15 protein-coding genes are annotated in these 15,678 nt (G+C 60.9%); 4 read left to right on the plus strand and 11 right to left on the minus strand.

Annotation, left to right across the window (positions count from 1 at the left end):
• Window positions 1–2 precede the first annotated feature (2 nt).
• Window positions 3–1,244 carry a precorrin-6y C5,15-methyltransferase (decarboxylating) subunit CbiE gene (gene cbiE / locus FHT73_RS10855; protein WP_183711830.1) on the minus strand — a complete coding sequence of 414 codons (1,242 nt, stop codon included), beginning with the start codon at window positions 1,242–1,244 and terminating at the stop codon, window positions 3–5.
• On the opposite strand from cbiE, the gene FHT73_RS10860 reads away from it, so the two are divergent.
• Window positions 1,228–1,998, plus strand: coding sequence for a cobalt-precorrin-6A reductase (locus FHT73_RS10860; RefSeq protein ID WP_183711534.1), 771 nt, complete (start codon window positions 1,228–1,230; stop codon window positions 1,996–1,998). The two genes, cbiE and FHT73_RS10860, sit on opposite strands and share 17 nt — an antisense overlap.
• On the opposite strand, the gene FHT73_RS10865 is transcribed toward FHT73_RS10860, so the two are convergent.
• The 6 genes from FHT73_RS10865 to FHT73_RS10890 form a co-directional block, all read right to left on the minus strand.
• The gene (locus FHT73_RS10865) at window positions 1,962–2,726 is read right to left on the minus strand and encodes a precorrin-3B C(17)-methyltransferase (RefSeq protein WP_183711536.1); all 765 of its coding nucleotides are present in this window, start codon (window positions 2,724–2,726) and stop codon (window positions 1,962–1,964) included. The two genes, FHT73_RS10860 and FHT73_RS10865, sit on opposite strands and share 37 nt — an antisense overlap.
• Complete coding sequence (locus FHT73_RS10870; protein WP_112608786.1) at window positions 2,723–3,460, minus strand: precorrin-2 C(20)-methyltransferase; 738 nt, start codon at window positions 3,458–3,460, stop codon at window positions 2,723–2,725. Before FHT73_RS10870 ends, FHT73_RS10865 begins: the two co-directional genes overlap by 4 nt.
• On the minus strand, window positions 3,457–4,089 hold the full coding sequence (locus FHT73_RS10875; RefSeq protein ID WP_112608788.1) for a precorrin-8X methylmutase: 633 nt from the start codon (window positions 4,087–4,089) through the stop codon (window positions 3,457–3,459). Before FHT73_RS10875 ends, FHT73_RS10870 begins: the two co-directional genes overlap by 4 nt.
• 2 nt (window positions 4,090–4,091) lie before the next feature.
• A complete protein-coding gene (gene cobG / locus FHT73_RS10880; RefSeq protein ID WP_112608790.1) occupies window positions 4,092–5,519 on the minus strand; it encodes a precorrin-3B synthase in 1,428 nt (475 codons plus the stop codon).
• Between the two features lie 57 nt (window positions 5,520–5,576).
• Window positions 5,577–6,353 (minus strand): precorrin-6A synthase (deacetylating), encoded by a 777-nt coding sequence (cobF, locus tag FHT73_RS10885; RefSeq protein ID WP_112608792.1) that lies wholly within the window; start codon window positions 6,351–6,353, stop codon window positions 5,577–5,579.
• A gap of 162 nt (window positions 6,354–6,515) precedes the next feature.
• Complete coding sequence (locus FHT73_RS10890) at window positions 6,516–7,352, minus strand: helix-turn-helix transcriptional regulator (RefSeq protein WP_112608794.1); 837 nt, start codon at window positions 7,350–7,352, stop codon at window positions 6,516–6,518.
• A gap of 119 nt (window positions 7,353–7,471) precedes the next feature.
• Here FHT73_RS10890 and FHT73_RS10895 point away from each other — a divergent pair, with 119 nt between their 5' ends.
• Window positions 7,472–8,668: an MFS transporter gene (locus tag FHT73_RS10895; RefSeq protein ID WP_112608796.1), complete on the plus strand. Its 1,197-nt coding sequence runs from the start codon at window positions 7,472–7,474 to the stop codon at window positions 8,666–8,668.
• A 467-nt stretch (window positions 8,669–9,135) separates the two neighbouring features.
• Here FHT73_RS10895 and FHT73_RS10900 read toward each other — a convergent pair whose 3' ends face one another.
• Window positions 9,136–10,386 (minus strand): D-amino acid dehydrogenase, encoded by a 1,251-nt coding sequence (locus tag FHT73_RS10900; protein ID WP_183711538.1) that lies wholly within the window; start codon window positions 10,384–10,386, stop codon window positions 9,136–9,138.
• 31 nt (window positions 10,387–10,417) lie between these two features.
• Window positions 10,418–11,551 carry an alanine racemase gene (gene alr, locus FHT73_RS10905; RefSeq protein ID WP_183711540.1) on the minus strand — a complete coding sequence of 378 codons (1,134 nt, stop codon included), beginning with the start codon at window positions 11,549–11,551 and terminating at the stop codon, window positions 10,418–10,420.
• A 126-nt stretch (window positions 11,552–11,677) separates the two neighbouring features.
• Between alr and FHT73_RS10910 the strand changes: the two genes are divergently transcribed.
• Complete coding sequence (locus FHT73_RS10910; protein ID WP_015343397.1) at window positions 11,678–12,142, plus strand: Lrp/AsnC family transcriptional regulator; 465 nt, start codon at window positions 11,678–11,680, stop codon at window positions 12,140–12,142.
• A 29-nt stretch (window positions 12,143–12,171) separates the two neighbouring features.
• On the opposite strand, the gene FHT73_RS10915 is transcribed toward FHT73_RS10910, so the two are convergent.
• Window positions 12,172–13,968 carry a PAS domain S-box protein gene (locus FHT73_RS10915; RefSeq protein ID WP_183711542.1) on the minus strand — a complete coding sequence of 599 codons (1,797 nt, stop codon included), beginning with the start codon at window positions 13,966–13,968 and terminating at the stop codon, window positions 12,172–12,174.
• A gap of 178 nt (window positions 13,969–14,146) precedes the next feature.
• Here FHT73_RS10915 and FHT73_RS10920 point away from each other — a divergent pair, with 178 nt between their 5' ends.
• Entirely contained in the window at window positions 14,147–14,455 is a 309-nt protein-coding gene (locus tag FHT73_RS10920) for a hypothetical protein (RefSeq protein WP_183711544.1), read from the plus strand.
• A gap of 69 nt (window positions 14,456–14,524) precedes the next feature.
• On the opposite strand, the gene FHT73_RS10925 is transcribed toward FHT73_RS10920, so the two are convergent.
• A complete protein-coding gene (locus FHT73_RS10925; RefSeq protein ID WP_015343395.1) occupies window positions 14,525–15,574 on the minus strand; it encodes an ornithine cyclodeaminase in 1,050 nt (349 codons plus the stop codon).
• Window positions 15,575–15,678 lie beyond the last annotated feature (104 nt).

Below are 15,678 nucleotides of genomic sequence, written 5' to 3' on the forward strand. Positions count from 1 at the left end.
CATTATAGCTTGATCCAAGACCATTGCGTTACCGGCATGGCCGGCCGCCAGCCGGTCATCCGGCCGACGGCGGCGGCGCGCGCAATATCGATACGGATCAAGGAGCCGCCGCGGCGCGCCTGCTCGGCCAGCAGAAGCGCTTCCATTTCCGTCGTAACGGCATTGGCAACCAGCCTGCCGCCGCTTTTCAATCCGTTGATAGCCGCCTCGAGTACGCCGGGATCGCTGCCGCCGCCGCCAATGAAGATCGCATCGGGCGCAGCGAGGTCAGAAAGAGCAGCCGGCGCCTCGCCTTCGACAATCACCAGGCCAGGTACGCCGAAATTGCCGGCATTACGGCGGATACGCGCCGTACGCTCGGGCGATGCTTCGATGGCAATGGCGCGCAGCGAGGGATCGGCCAGCATCCATTCGATGCCGATCGAACCGGAGCCGGCGCCGATATCCCAGAGCAGTTCGCCATGGCGCGGGGCGAGCGCCGATAGCGTCATCGCGCGAATCTCCCGCTTGGTGATCTGGCCGTCATGTTCGAAAAGCTCGTCGGGAAGACCCGCGCTCAGCGGCAGGATTCGTGCGCCAGCGTCCGCCTTGACCTCGACGCCGCAGATATTCAGATCGTTGATGCCGGATAGGGAAAAATCGGCCGCACTCTGGCGAGAGGTCTTTTCATGCGGGCCGCCCAGCGCTTCCAGAACCGTAAGCTCAGATGGGCCGAAGCCGGAGCTTTGCAGCAGGGCCGCCAATTCGGCAGGACCTTTGCCGTCGGACGTCAGCACCAGGATTTTGCGGCCAGCATGCAGATGCGGCCGGATGAGATCGATCGGCCGTCCGTGCAGCGACAGAACCGTCGTCTCCTGCAGGGGCCAGCCGAGGCGCGATGCGGCGAGGCTGAAGGAGGAGGGCGCCGGGATAACAATCATTTCAGCGGCCGGAATGCTCCGCGAAAGTGTCGCGCCGACGCCGTAGAAAAAGGGATCACCTGACGCGAGAACCACCGTCGGCTTGCCGCGCCTGGCAAGCACCGCCTCGACGGATTTTTCGAATGGCGAAAGCCATGCTTGCGTTTCGCCTGATATCAGCGAGCTCATCAACTCGATATGGCGCGTCCCGCCGAAGACGACCGGCGATGAGGCGATCAGCCGCCTGGCTTCGTCGCCGAGACCGGCTGGACCGTCTTCGCCGATGCCGATAAGAGTGAGCCAGCGTTGAATTGAAGGTGTCTCAGCCATGGGCAAGGCCCGTATTCTGATCCTCGGCGGTACGACGGAGGCCCGTGCGCTGGCGGCAGCTCTTGCCTTGCGAGCCGATCTCGAGGTCGTCCTGTCGCTTGCCGGCAGAACCACCGATCCCGCCCCGCAGCCCGTTCCGGTTCGCAGCGGTGGTTTCGGCGGCGCAGAGGGGCTTGCCCGCTATGTCAGTGACGAAGAGATCGACCTGTTGATCGATGCCACGCATCCCTTTGCAGCCCGCATCTCGGCCAATGCCGCAGCCGCGGCTGCTGAATGCCATGTGTCCGCTTTCGCGCTGCGCCGTCCGGCGTGGGTGCCGGTCGAAGGCGATGATTGGCTTTCCGTGCACAGCGTCTCGCAGGCTATCGCCGCCCTCGGCGATGCGCCCCTGCGCGTTTTCCTCGCGACCGGCCGGCAGGAGGCGCATCAGGCGAACGCCGCGCCGCAGCACCATTATTGGGTCCGCAGCGTCGATCCCGTCGAACCGCCGCTGGCGGTTCCGTATGTCAATTACATCCATGGTCGCGGTCCGTTCCGGTTGGCCGACGAACTCAACATGCTGCGACAGCATCAGATCGAGGTCGTCGTCGCCAAAAACAGCGGCGGTGACGCGACCTATGGGAAGATCGAGGCCGCAAGGCAGCTTGGCATCAAGGTGATCATGGTCGAGCGCGCTGAGGCCGCCGGTCTGCCGGTGGTCGAAACGGTAGACGCTGCGCTCGGTAGGATCGATCATTTCGCCTCTTCCCTGATGAAACGCGGCGTATAGACCAGATCCGGACGGCCTTCGCGGGCGATGATGCGCGTTTCGGCCGAGCCGATTATAACGCAGGTCGCCATATCTGCCTGCGAGGCCTCGGCATTCGCGAGCCCAGCGATCGTCATCCGCTCGTCTGGACGACCGGCGGCCCGGCCGAAGACGACAGGTGTTTCACCGGGCAGTACGGCGCGCAGGATTTCGAAGGCCTTGCCGAGTTGCCAGGGGCGAGCCTTGCTGATCGGATTGTAGAGCGCGATCACGAAGCCCGCTTCGGCGACGGCGCGGAGACGACTCTCGATCAGCGGCCAGGGTTTCAGATTGTCCGATAGCGAGATGGCGCAAAAATCATGTCCGAGCGGCGCGCCGATCCGGGCCGCAACGGCAAGCATGGCCGTAATGCCCGGCACGACGATAAGGTCTACCGTCCGCCATTCTGCTGGACCGTCATCGATCGCCTCGCAAACGGCGGCCGCCATGGCAAAAACACCGGGATCGCCGCCAGAGACGACGCAGACATTAATGCCGGCTGAGGCCCGCTGCAGCGCCACCTTGGCGCGGTCCAATTCCTCGCGATTGTCCGATGCCTGACGGATCTGGTCGTCGCGCAGCGTCAGGCGGTCGAGATAAGGACCGTAACCATAAAATTCGTGAGCGTCCGCGACCGCAGCCAGCGCCTCCGGCGTCGTCTGCTCAGGATTGCCGGGGCCGGTCCCAATCACATAAAGACGCCCGCTCATGGCCTGCTTTCCCAGCCAGGAACCAGCACAAGAGAGAAATAGGGCGCTTCGGCATCGTCGCGGCTGGCAAGCGGCGTCATGGCACCGTTTGCCATCGTGCCGCGCTCGACGTAAATCGCTTCCCCCAGCCGGCCCGCGGCATCGAGCGCGCGGCGGATTTTTGGCAGGTTGCGGCCGACTTTCATGATGACGGCGGCCTGTGTATCGCCCAGGCGGCGGGTAAGCTCAGCCTCTGCCATCGTTCCCGGCAGCACGGAGAGAACGTCGTCTCCCTGCACCATCGGCAAGCCGGCGAGCGACCAGCAGCCGGACATGGCCGTCACGCCAGGGATGACCTCTGTAGGAAAGCGATCGGCAAGGCGCACATGCAGGTGCATGTAGGAACCGTAAAACAGCGGATCGCCTTCGCTAAGCACGGCAACCGTCTTCCCCTCGCGAAGATGCGCCGCCACCATCTCGGCCGAAGCGTCGTAGAAAGCGGTGATCTGATGGAGATATTCCGGCGCGTCCTTGTCGATCTCGGTCGTGACCGGATAGTAAAGCGGCAGCAGCTTTACGTCTGTTCTCAGAAACTCGCTGACGATGGCCTTGCCGTTGCCGCCTCTGCCCTGCTTGGCGAAGTAGGCAACCACGTCGGCGCGCTCCAAGGCCTTGACGGCCTTGACCGTCAGCAGTTCGGGATCGCCGGGGCCTGTGCCGACGCCGATCAGGCTTCCATTGGACGGCGCGCTCATAGGCCCGGCCTCGCAAGCGCATTGAGGGCGGCTGCCGTCATGGCACTGCCGCCCAGCCGGCCGCGCACAATGGCAAAAGGAACGCCGTAGGAGTTCTCAGCAAGCGCATCCTTCGATTCTGCCGCGCCGACGAAGCCGACGGGCATGCCGATGATAGCGGCAGGCTTCGGAGCGCCGTCACGCAGCATTTCCAGAAGGTGGAAGAGGGCGGTCGGTGCATTGCCGATGGCAACGACGGAGCCGGCAAGGCGATCGGTCCAAAGATGCATGGCCGCAGCCGAACGCGTGTTGCCGATTGACTTGGCGATCTCCGCCGTGCGCGGATCCTGCAAGGTGCAGATGACATCGTTGGCGGCCGGCAGGCGTGCGCGGGTGACACCGCGGGCGACCATCTCCGCGTCGCAGAAGATCGGTGCGCCGGCAGAGAGCGCCTTGCGGGCGGATGCGACGAAATCGGGGGAGAAGAGAAAATGCTCTGCTGCTTCCACCAATCCGCAGGCATGGATCATGCGGACTGCGACATCGGCCTCGGCTTCGGGAAAACGCTGGAGATCGGCTTCGCTGCGGATGATCGCGAAGGAGCGTTCATAGATCGCATCCCCCTCACGGATATAGTCATAGTCAGGCATTTCTATCCCTGTCGTAAAGCCGTCGCGATTGCGTCCCGGCCGAGCCGTTTAAGACACTGCTGTGCCGATTCGCCAGCAGCTTTGTTGTTCCGTACCAGTTTCCCGAGCGCAGTCAGAGCTGATTTCAGGTCTTCCTTGTGGATGTAAGCCACCGGCTCTGATGATGATGACCCATTTACGACAATAGCATAGCCCGTTGCAGCACCGACAATGGTCAGCATTGCCGGAGACGGATGGGCGCAGCCTTTGGCGCAGCCGGATAGGTGCACTTGGAGCGAGCCGTCAAGCAGGTCGGAGGCTAAGTTGACGAGATCTGCGGCTGCCTGCCTCGTTGAATAATGCGCAGAGGCACATGCGCCGGCGCCGGAGCATGGGATTGCATAATTGGCCGGATCGTCAGTGCGTGTTTGAAAGCCGCATTCAGTTGCCGTGGCTAGGATGTCTTCAATGCGATCGCGAGGAAGCCCGAGCAATAGCAGGCTGTGCGTCGGCCCCGTCCGAATATCATGCACTCCCGCCACCTCAGCCGCGTCGAGAAAGCGGATGAGATCTCGGGCGTGGATCCGACCGAAGGCCGGTCGCAGGCCGAGGGCCGCATGCTGCTTGCCGAGCGGGATGAGGCCGACAGGCGAGGCCGGGGTAGCGCTTTCGACGGGTGAGGAATGGGGAGCGGCCGGAAGTTGCGCTTGCAAAGAGGAAATGTCCAGATCGCGGCCGCGAGCGCGAGGACCTATTTCGGTCAATGCTTTGACCAGGGTGATGACGCCAGGAATCGCTTGTTCGTCGGTCAAGTTGGCAAGCGGCGTGGCCGTCGCCTGTGTTCCGGCAATCGCAAGCTCCCACAGTTGCCTGCCATCTACAGCGTTGATCGCCTTCAAACGGATATCCGCCGAAATTTCATCGAGGATCACCCGGCCGCCGCCGTCGACGATGATGGCGAGCTTGGCAGCGAGCACTGGCTTGGGATGTAGGGAATCGATGGCGTTTCGTAGCCGTTGAGCGACCCCACGCGCATCGGCGATCTCCGACGGATCGACATCGCCGAGCGGCGGGACTTCGATCGCGACGCCGCTCTCCGGCACGATGCCGGCGCGGTCGATATCGGCGGCCAGTCCCGGCATGCTTTGCGGCGTCATGCCACGCAGCTGAAAATTGCCCCGCGCGGTGATCTCGATCAGGCCATTGCCATGCTTTTCTGTAGCCTCAGCCAAGGCGCGAAGTTGCGCAACCGTCAAACCTGGCGTTGATGGCCGCAAGCGAACAAGAAGACCGTCGCCGGTCTGCATCGGCGCGCTCAGTGAGGGGCAGGCACCGCGAACCATGGAGGGCAGGGGCGACGCAATGTCATCCTCGGCGGCTCCCCCCTGAGGGATGCACGCCTGGTCCTCCATTGTCTGCGTGTCGGCCGCAACCATAAAACTGCCCTTCATAAGGGACATTTCCTTGCACAAACCGGATCGGCGGGCAAACGATTTGGTATTCGGCTCTTATTCGAGATCGTCGAAATCCTGCCCCTTGCGCATGAGGTAGATATCCATGATCCATCCGTGCCTGGCGCGGGCTTCGGCGCGGGTCGCGAGAATGCGCTCGGAAACGTCAGCCAGCCTGCCGGCAATCGTGATCTCTTCCCGAGTGCCGAGATAGGCGCCCCAATAGATATAGGCATCGGGATCATCGATCTTGCTGAAGGCCTGCTCGCCGTCGAGCATGACGACGGCCGTTTCGGCAGTGCCCGGAAAGCTCTCGGCCAGCCGCCGACCGGTGGTGATCTGCACCGGCTTGCCGACGAGGTTAAGTGGGATGCGATGGCTTGCCGTCAGCGCCTGGATGCTGGTGATGCCGGGAACAACGCTGTAGTCGAGAGCGATCTTACCGCGAGCGACGACACGCTCGAGAATGCGCAATGTGCTGTCGTAAAGGCCCGGATCGCCCCAGACGAGAAAGGCAGCACTCTCTCTTTTCGTCAGATGTTCCAGAAACAACCGCTCATAAGTCGCGGAAATTGCGTCATGCCATTCGTCGACGCTCTGCACATAGCTGCGGTCCGCCATCTGGCGCGAGGGCACGTCATAACCAACGAAACGCGTGGCCGGATTGGTGACATAGCGCTGGCAGATGTCACGCCTGACATCGGCGAGTTCCGTCTTGGCCGCGCCCTTGCTGGGAATGAGGATGACATCGGCTGCGTTCAGCGCATTGATCGCCTGCACGGTCAGATGCTCCGGATTTCCCGTGCCGATACCGACGATGTAAATATGCCGCATATGCCTGCCCTCGCTCTTGGTGCAATTCCAGGAAAAGTGCGCAGCGGTTTTCCGTCCGGAATTGCAAGGAAACAAAGAGATAGAGCGGCTCAGAGATTCCGTGAAAGGCTGAGCCGCTCTGGCGCTGTTTGCCGGAAGCGTCCGGTCATTTCAAGAGGAGCTTCACGCCGATTGCCGCTCAAAGGTCCAGCGGCCGGCCATATAGCTGCGCGGCGAGGTGCCGAGCATGCGGCGGAACATGGTGGTGAATGCCGCCACGCTTTCGTAGCCTGCTTCGAGTGCGACATTGGTAACCGGTTGGCCCTCGGCAAGCTGTGGCAGGCAGGCGAAAACGCTCGCTTGTTGTCTCCATGTGGTGAAGCTGATGCCGGTTTCCTTGCGGAACTGCCGTGTGAACGTCCGGCGGCTCACAGAAAGCTTCTCCGCCCAATCGTCCAATCTGGCGTTGGGCGATGGAGTGGACAGATAGTCGCGGCAGAGCGCGGCCATCCGACGGTCGGACGGAAAGGGGAGACCGAGGGGCCGTTCCGGTAGCGTCGCGATCTCCTCGACGAGAAGCGACAGGACCAGCCTTGCCTTTCGATGACTGAGGGGTGCCTCTCGCAGCCTAATGGCCTCCAACAGCAGGCTGCGGGCGAGGTCCGTCACTTCCACGACGCGCGGGGCCTCATCCTTTGGCGGCTGGCTGCGCGGCGTCACGTAGACGGATTTCATGCTGACATCGCTCAGGATTTCGATCGAATGTTCCAGTCCAACGGGGATGAAAAGGGCATGGCCGGGCGGCACCATCCAGCGGCCGCGCGCCGTCATGATCAGGGCGACGCCGGCGAAGATGCACAGCAGCTGCGTGCGGCGGTGGCGGTGCCACGGAACGGTATAGCCCTGCGGCGGCTCGGCACTATGGACGAGGATATCCGCGGGCGAATCCTCCATCCAGCGCATGTTCTGCACATGATCGTCGGCGAGGGTTGCCAGCAACTGTTTCGAAAGCTTTTCCATTTTGGCCCAATCGAGAAACTATTGGACCAGAACACGAAAGAAGGACACACGCAAGCCGTGCTAAAGGCGGATCAAGTCATATGCTTGGCAAATCTGCCGGCACAGGAAGGATTACCCCGATGGTTGCGGAAGTCTTGGGCACGCAGGCCCGATATCAGAAGACGACGATGTCGGTCGTCATGGCCGTCAGCACGTGTCATATGCTGAACGATACGATGCAGTCGCTTTTGACATCGCTCTACCCGATGTTCAGAGAGAATTACGCGCTCGATTTCGTGCAGATCGGCCTGCTGACGATGATGTTCCAGATCACCGCATCGCTGCTGCAGCCGGTAGTCGGTATCGTCACTGACAAATGGCCGATGCCCTATTCGCTGCCGGTGGGCATGGTCAGCACCTTTGCAGGCCTGCTGCTGCTTGGCTATGCCGGCAGTTTCGGCGTGCTCCTGATCGCTGCAAGCCTGATCGGCTTCGGTTCGGCCGTCTTCCATCCGGAGGCATCGCGCGTTGCCCGGCTGGCGTCGGGCGGTCGTCATGGCCTGGCGCAGTCGCTGTTCCAGCTCGGCGGCAATGCCGGCTCGGCAATCGGGCCGCTGATTGCCGCTTTCTTCGTCCTGCAACACGGCCAGAAGAGCGTCGCCTGGCTTTCGGTGCTCGCGGTGATCGGGTTCATCGTTCTGAGCTGGGTCGGCAATTGGTTCATCAATCACCGCCGCCAGCAGTCTGCCCGTCCAGCGCCGAGCCGCGCCTTGCCGATCGCGCGTAGCAAGGCGATGTGGGCGCTTGCCATTCTCATCCTGTTGACGGCGACGAAGAATGTCTACATGGCGAGCATATCCAGCTATTTCACCTTCTACGTCATCGACAAGTTTCATCTCGATGTCCGCGACGCGCAGCTGATGCTGTTCCTCTTCCTCGGTTCCGTCGCCGCCGGAACGATCATGGGCGGCCCGGTGGGCGATCGCTTTGGCGCGCGTTTCGTGATCTGGTTCTCGATCCTCGGTGTCATTCCGTTTGCGCTGCTGATGCCCTATGCGAACCTGTTCTGGACCTGCGTCCTGACAGTCGTCATCGGCCTCGTGCTGGCCTCGGCCTTCCCCGCGATCGTGGTCTTTGCTCAGGAGCTGATCCCCGGCCGCGTCGGGCTGATCGGCGGCATCTTCTTCGGCTTCGCCTTCGGCGCGGGTGGATTGGGGGCTGCGGCGCTCGGAGATTTTGCCGACACGCATGGCATTCCCTTCGTCTACACGCTCTGCTCGTATCTGCCCTTGCTCGGCCTGTTCACGATCTTCCTGCCACGAATCCCCCGGCACTAATCGATAATGTAGCGGCGAGCGCAGGCATTATAGACTCCCTCTCCCCGCATGCGGGGAGAGGGCTGGGGTGAGGGGCCGCAGACTATCGACTTGGTGGCGAGTTATGATGTGTGGCGCATCGAAGGAACTCCAGCCGAGTGTTTCTCCACGGTCTTGGCAAACCGACCTATTGCATGCAGAACAACGGTTTCCAGAACTGACAGCATCGCTTTTAGAACAGCGACATGATCGGGCAGTTGCCGCCTTGGCTAACAGCCCCTCACCCTAACCCTCTCCCCGCAGGCGGGGAGAGGGGATTGTCTCACAGCTGCCGTACTCAAGAACCAGGGACGCAACTCACATCCCCGGCTTAATGCCCATGCGGTTCCAAACCTCGAAGTCTTCTGCGCAAATTTCCGCAAGGTCACTTTAATTCGTCTGCAAGATGACCGTCATGCTCCAAGAGTTTGCGGATGAGACGTGTCTAATTAGGCGTAGCGGCTGACGGCGAGGTCCGTCGCGTCGATATCAGGCTTGCGGCCGCTGACGAGATCGCTGATGACGCGCGCCGAGCCGGAGCTCATGGTCCATCCGAGCGTGCCGTGGCCGGTATTGAGGAATAGTCCCTTGATTTTCGTCGGTCCGATGACCGGCGTGCCATCCGGCGTCATCGGCCGTAGGCCAGACCAGAAGGAAGCCTTGGCAACATCGCCACCGGGGAAGAGGTCGGTGACGGAATGCTCGAGCGTCTGGCGCCGGGCAAGGCCGAGATCGTTCGTATAGCCGGATATCTCTGCCATGCCGCCGACGCGGATGCGATCGCCGAGGCGGGTAATGGCGATCTTGTAGGTTTCGTCCATGACCGTCGATTCCGGCGCGCGCGAGGCATCGGTGATCGGGATCGTCAGCGAATAGCCCTTGACGGGATAGACGGAGAGGCTGATGCCCAGCGGCTTCAGCAAAAGCGGGGAATAGCTGCCGAGCGCGACAACGATCGCATCGGCGTTCAAGCGCCCACGGTCGGTCATGACGGCGCGCGCCTGCTCCTCCTGAACGTCGAGGCCCTTGATCGTCGTGCCGTACTGGAACTTTACGCCGAGCTCGATTGCCTTCGCCGCAAGCGCATTGGTGAATTTAAAGCAGTCGCCGGTTTCGTCCTTCGGCGTCAGCAGGCCACCGACGATCTTGCCGCGGACATGCCGGAGAGCCGGTTCAACGCTGACGCAGCCGTCGGGATCGAGCACTTTATAGGGGATGCCGTCGGCTGCCAGGGCCTTGACGTCCTTGGCGGATGCATCGAGCTGTTGTTGCGTGCGGAAGAGCTGCAGCGTGCCCTGCATGCGTTCGTCATAGGCAATGCCCGTTTCTTCGCGAAGCTGAGCGAGCGAAATGCGGCTGTAATCGGCAAGGCGCAGCATCCGGCTCTTATTGATCGCATAGCGTTCCGACGTGCAGTTCGACAGCATCTTGACGAGCCATGAAAGCATGGCGCCATCGACCTTCGGGCGCAAGATCAGCGGCGCGTGGTGCATGAACAGCCACTTGATCGCCTTCATGGGGATGCCGGGTGCCGCCCAGGGCGAGCAGTAGCCGAAAGAGACTTCCCCGGCATTGGCGAAGCTAGTTTCCAACGCTGGCCCCTGCTGCCGGTCGATGACTGTGACTTCGTGGCCCGCCTTGGCGAGCTGATAGGCTGACGTCACGCCGATGATGCCGGCACCCAGAACGACGACTTTCATGATGTCCTCAGAGACTTGAGAGATGGGGAGGTCAGCGATATTGACGGTGGAAGCGATGGCCGAGACTGGTCAGGATTTCATAGGAAATCAAGCCGGCGTCGCGCGCAAGATCATCCACGGTCTGATGATCTCCAAGAACTTCCACCATGCTGCCGAAAGAGAGTGCACCCTCGGGCAGGGCGCTGATATCGATTGTCGTGCTGTCCATCGAGACGCGGCCGACGATCGGCAGGCGAACGCCGTTGTAATAGACCGCGCCGCGATCGCTGAGGCTGCGCGGCAGGCCATCGGCATAGCCGGCGGCGATCGTCGCGAGCCGGGTCCGGCCCTTCGTCACATGCACGCCGCCATAGCCGACCCGCGCGCCCTCCGGAACGGTTCGCATCTGTACGACTGCGACATCGAGCCGAACGACGGTCTCCATGGGGTTGGCAACGCCACCGGTCGGAGCGCCGCCATAAAGGGCGATCCCCGGGCGCGCCAGTACGCCATGGAAATCTCCGCCAAGAAAGATGCCGCCCGAGTTTGCGAACGAAACATCGTACTGCGGAAACTCCGCTGCGACGCGACGCATTTCGGCAAGCTGATCGGCGTTCTGTCCGCTGCTCGCCTCATCCGCAGAGGCGAGGTGACTCATGATGAAGAGAATGTCGATGTCGTCGGGCGCCTGCAGGTGAGTTGCGACGGCGCTTCTGTCTTCCGGCGGTATGCCAAGCCGCGACATGCCGGTATCGAATTGCAGAACCGCCGGGAGCCTGCGCTGAAGAGAGCGTGCCGTCTGCGACCATTGCTGCAACTGATCGAGCGAATTGGTGACAGGCACGATGCCGCCATCGGCGCAGGTAGCCTCGTTGCCGGGCAACAGGCCGTTCAGTACAAAAATCGTCGCATCGCCAGGGAGTTGCGGGCGCAGCCGCAGTGCCTCGATGAAATGGGCGACGAAGAAATGCCGGCACCCCCGCCCGTAGAGCACTTTCGAGACTTGATTGGCACCGAGTCCATAAGAATCGGCCTTGACGACGGCAGCTGTCTTCGCTGGCGCGACGATGGTGGATAGCTTGTCGTAATTTCGGCATAGCGCGGCCAGATCGATCGTCAGATAGCCACATGCTCCACTATCCATCGCCAACTTTGGCGTCCGAGAATCCACAATACCGCCGTCCATGTCCGCCCCTCACTTCTTCAAAGGCAGATTATTGAAAGGATCGTGAAATTGTTCGCCAAACAGTGATTGATTATTGTGTAATTGCACAGATATTGAAATGATCTGCGATTTTTTGAAAGAATCCACATGGCCGCTCTCGACGCCATCGACCGCAATATTCTCCGCCTGCTTCGACTTGATGCCCGTGTCAGCAATGCGAAGCTGGCAAGCGAAGTGGGACTATCGCCATCGGCCTGCCTGCGGCGCATCAAATTGATGGAGCAGGCCGGGGTAATCCGCGGTTACACGGCGCTGGTGGACACGTCGCAGGCGGAGGCATCGATCGCCGTCATCATCAACATCACACTCGAGCGGCAAACGGAGGAGCATCTCGATCGTTTCGAGGCGGCGGTGCGCAAACATCCCGAGATCAAGGAATGCTTTTTGATGACAGGCGGCTCCGACTATCTGCTGCGTGTCGAAGTCGCCAATCCCGGCGACTTCGAACGTATCCATAAGGATATCCTGTCGACCATGCCGGGAGTGCTGCGAATCCATTCGAGCTTCTCGATCCGCAACGTGCTTGCGACGCGGCCGAAGGGGCTGCGTTGAGCCGATGTCAGCTCGGCGCAGGAAGGACCTTATTCCGCCGTTCCGCGATCCTGATCCCAGCCGATGCCGGCTGCAGCATCCACTTCGCAGATCAAGCCGCTCGGTTCGTAACTCATTCGGACCTTGCCGTTCAATTCTGCCGCCAGCAGACTTTCTATCAAGCGGGAGCCGAAACCCCTCCGGGTTGGAGGTGCTACGGTTGGTCCTCCCGCTTCCTGCCACCGCAACTTGAGGCGTTCGGCCCCGCCGCTTTCCAGCGACCAAGTAATGGCAATGCGTCCATCAGGCACCGAAAGCGCGCCATACTTGGCCGCATTCGTCGCAAGCTCATGCAGGGCGAGCGAGATGGAAACAACAGCCCGCGGCGCAAGCTTGATGGCAGGGCCGGAGATTTCGAACCGGTCCTTCGGATAGGGCGACAATGCCTGGGCTATGATTTCAGTCAATTCGGCCTGCTCCCATTTGCCATGGATCAGCAAATCGTGAGCACGCGCCATTGAGGAGAGCCTTGCCTCGAAGGTCTCAACGGATGCCTTGTCGACGTCATCTCTTCCCAATGTCTGGCGTGCAATGGCCATGACGGTTGCGAGCACATTCTTGACACGATGATTGAGCTCGCCCACCAGCACCGTCTGCAGGCGCTCGGCCTCCTTCTTGGCGCTGATGTCATGAGCAGTCTTCGAAGCCCCCACGATCCTGCCATAGACGTCATAGATCGGCGAAACGCTAAGGAGAACATCGACAAGCTCGCCGTTCTTGTTGCGTCGCTTGGTTTCGTAAGGCTCTACCTTTTGGCCCGAACGGATCCGCGCCAGAATCGCCGGCTCTTCGTCACTGCGGTCCTCCGGAACGAGCATCATCACGGACTGACCGATGGCCTCTTCGGCCGATTGTCCATAGAGCCTTTCCGCACCGCTATTCCAGCTCGTGATGATCATATTGAGATCGATGCTGAGGATGGCGTCGTCCGATGAGGCGACAATAGCCGCCAGCTGCCGCTCTACCTCCTGTGCACGCTTGCGTTCACTGATATCGGTGACGATCGCGGCGGCCCGCTGGATGCGTCCCGAACTGTCTTTCAAGCCGGAAACGGAGTTTGCAACCCAGACGAGGCTACCATCCTTGCGAACATAGCGCTTTTCAATCTCGAAGCTTTCTCCCGTCGCCATCATCGTTTCGAACAGGCGGGTAGTCTCGTGCAAATCGTCAGCATAGGTGATGTCATAGGTCCGCATGCCGAGAAGCTCGTTCTCGGAGTAGCCCACAATTTCGCAGAAACGCTCATTCACCCGGACGAAACGGCCATCAAGTTCGCACTGGGCAAACCCTGTCGTCGATTGCGAGATGACGGCGCGAAACAGCTCTTCACTTTCACGCAGCGCCTGCTCCGTGCGAACCCGTTCCGTCGTTTCGTTGACGATGCAGAAGACACCGAGCGCCCGGCCGTCCGCATCACGGACGGGCGAATAGGAAATGTCGAAATAAACCGTTTCGGGATATCCGTAGCGCTCGATATAGAAGGGCCGGTCCTTGGCGACGACTGCCATGCCGTCATGAAGAACCGAGCGAAGAAGCGGTTCGAGGTCGCTCCAGAGTTCGGCCCAGTTTTCCCGCGCAGGCCGGCCGAGTGCGCGAGGATGCTTGTCGCCTATCGTCGGCGCATAGGCGTCGTTGTAAAGTGCAATAAAGTCCTCGCCCCAGAACATGACGATCTGAGCTTGGGCGGGGAGCATGATATCGACGGCAGCTTTAAGGCATGCGGGCCATTCCGACCTAGGCCCAAGACTAGTGGCTGCCCAATCGAAGCCGGAGATAAGGTCAGCCATTTCGTTCGGTTGTCTAGCCAGTTCGGGCACGATGTTCAGAATGCATCCTCTCGTTAGCGACTGCAGTTCGCAAGAATTGCCGGGTCTCCCCGATGCTTGCGAATTCATAGCATATTCTCCCTCACAAAGTGCAGGGAGAAAATTGCTGATTTCGATGTATTTTAAGTGAGATAAGTGAATGTCCGCTACGAATATCTGGGGCATTCAAAGGGAGCGCCATAAACTCTCGTCTTGGCTGGGTGTCAATTTGACGCTTGCTTCGAGTTGGCTATCAGAAATTCGGGAGCGCACGCGTTTCGGCACATTTTTTCACGAGCCAGAACGCACGGCTTGCTGGGGATATGTGGCGTTTATCAAAGCACGTGCGGTTACGGCCAGCCAGCCGCTCCAGGGCGCGGTCGCTCGCCTGTCGTGGGCAAAGTCGCTTGCCAGCTGTTCCGCCACCTCTAAGCGCAGTCAATGGCGGGAGCGGATTGTATTGATCTGATGTCCCGGGATGAGCTTCCCTTTCAGTGCGGGAGATCAGATCATTTTCGCGCTCTTTCTTTGAGTTGCCTCAGGCTGCCCGTAGCAGCATGCCGAAGAGGTCGCGCGGATCGTCTGGATCGGCGATGATATCGAGCTTCTGGAAATAGTCCGTGCCGGCCAGCTTTTCGCGGACATAGCGCAGAGCGGAAAAATCCTCGATCGCGAAGCCGACGCTGTCGAAGAGCGTGATTTGCCCGTCGCTGCTGCGGCCCGGTGCCCGGCCGCTGACGACCTGCCAGAGTTCGGTGACCGGATAGTCCGCGCCCATCTGCTGGATTTCGCCTTCGATGCGGGTCTGCGGCGGATATTCGACAAAGGTGTCGGAGCGCAGCAGGATGTCGCGGTGGAGCTCCGTCTTGCCGGGGCAATCGCCACCGATGGCGTTGATGTGGACGCCGGCGCCGACCATATTGTCTGTCAGAATGGTCGCGAATTGCTTGTCGGCCGTGCACGTCGTGATGATATCGGCGCCTTCGATGGCAGCCTGAGCCGAGGTGCAGGGCACCAGACGCAGGCCTGTTCTGGCGAGATTGCGGACGGTCTTTTCGGTTGCTCTCGGATCAATGTCGTAGAGGCGGACTTCCTCGATGCCGAGGACCGCCTTCATCGCCAGCGCCTGGAATTCCGCCTGTGCGCCATTGCCGATCAGGGTGAGGCGCCGCGAATTGGCCGGTGCCAGATGTTTGGCCGCCATCGCCGAGGTGGCCGCCGTGCGCAGCGCCGTCAGCAGCGTCATTTCCGTCAGAAGCACCGGATATCCGGTCGAGACTTCTGCAAGCAGGCCGAAGGCTGTCACCGTCTGCAGTCCCTGCGCCATATTCTTCGGATGGCCGTTGACATATTTGAAGCTGTAGACGGCGCCATCCGAGGTGGGCATCAACTCGATGACGCCGTCATGCGAATGGGAAGCGACGCGGGGCGTCTTGTCGAAAAGGTCCCAGCGGCGGAAGTCCGCTTCGATAGCGTCCGTGAGTTCGATGAGCACGGTTTCGATGCCGATGTGATGGACGAGCCGCATCATGTTCTCGACGCTGACGAAGGGAATGAAAGCTCTTTCCGATGGGAGCGGTGCGGACATTCTCGTATCCTCGATAAAAATCATTTCCCTAGGGTATCAAGCGGATCGATTGACTGAAATCGCAAAACTGTGTCAGTTCTGGTATGGGTTTATACAAATTGCCC

This window comes from Rhizobium sp. BK098 (assembly GCF_014193155.1).
Classification (GTDB): domain Bacteria; phylum Pseudomonadota; class Alphaproteobacteria; order Rhizobiales; family Rhizobiaceae; genus Rhizobium.

Bases quoted from the DNA above. Each gene is read 5' to 3' on its own strand.
- alr (WP_183711540.1), bottom strand. From the start codon at position 11,551: ATGGACGGCGGTATTGTGGATTCTCGGACGCCAAAGTTGGCGATGGAT.
- cobG (WP_112608790.1), bottom strand. From the start codon at position 5,519: ATGAAGGGCAGTTTTATGGTTGCGGCCGACACGCAGACAATGGAGGAC.
- FHT73_RS10915 (WP_183711542.1), bottom strand. From the start codon at position 13,968: ATGGCTGACCTTATCTCCGGCTTCGATTGGGCAGCCACTAGTCTTGGG.
- FHT73_RS10875 (WP_112608788.1), bottom strand. From the start codon at position 4,089: ATGCCTGACTATGACTATATCCGTGAGGGGGATGCGATCTATGAACGC.
- FHT73_RS10920 (WP_183711544.1), top strand. From the start codon at position 14,147: ATGTCCGCTACGAATATCTGGGGCATTCAAAGGGAGCGCCATAAACTC.
- FHT73_RS10895 (WP_112608796.1), top strand. From the start codon at position 7,472: ATGGTTGCGGAAGTCTTGGGCACGCAGGCCCGATATCAGAAGACGACG.
- FHT73_RS10910 (WP_015343397.1), top strand. From the start codon at position 11,678: ATGGCCGCTCTCGACGCCATCGACCGCAATATTCTCCGCCTGCTTCGA.
- FHT73_RS10865 (WP_183711536.1), bottom strand. From the start codon at position 2,726: ATGAGCGGGCGTCTTTATGTGATTGGGACCGGCCCCGGCAATCCTGAG.
- FHT73_RS10890 (WP_112608794.1), bottom strand. From the start codon at position 7,352: ATGGAAAAGCTTTCGAAACAGTTGCTGGCAACCCTCGCCGACGATCAT.
- FHT73_RS10900 (WP_183711538.1), bottom strand. From the start codon at position 10,386: ATGAAAGTCGTCGTTCTGGGTGCCGGCATCATCGGCGTGACGTCAGCC.
- FHT73_RS10870 (WP_112608786.1), bottom strand. From the start codon at position 3,460: ATGAGCGCGCCGTCCAATGGAAGCCTGATCGGCGTCGGCACAGGCCCC.
- FHT73_RS10860 (WP_183711534.1), top strand. From the start codon at position 1,228: ATGGGCAAGGCCCGTATTCTGATCCTCGGCGGTACGACGGAGGCCCGT.
- cobF (WP_112608792.1), bottom strand. From the start codon at position 6,353: ATGCGGCATATTTACATCGTCGGTATCGGCACGGGAAATCCGGAGCAT.
- FHT73_RS10925 (WP_015343395.1), bottom strand. From the start codon at position 15,574: ATGTCCGCACCGCTCCCATCGGAAAGAGCTTTCATTCCCTTCGTCAGC.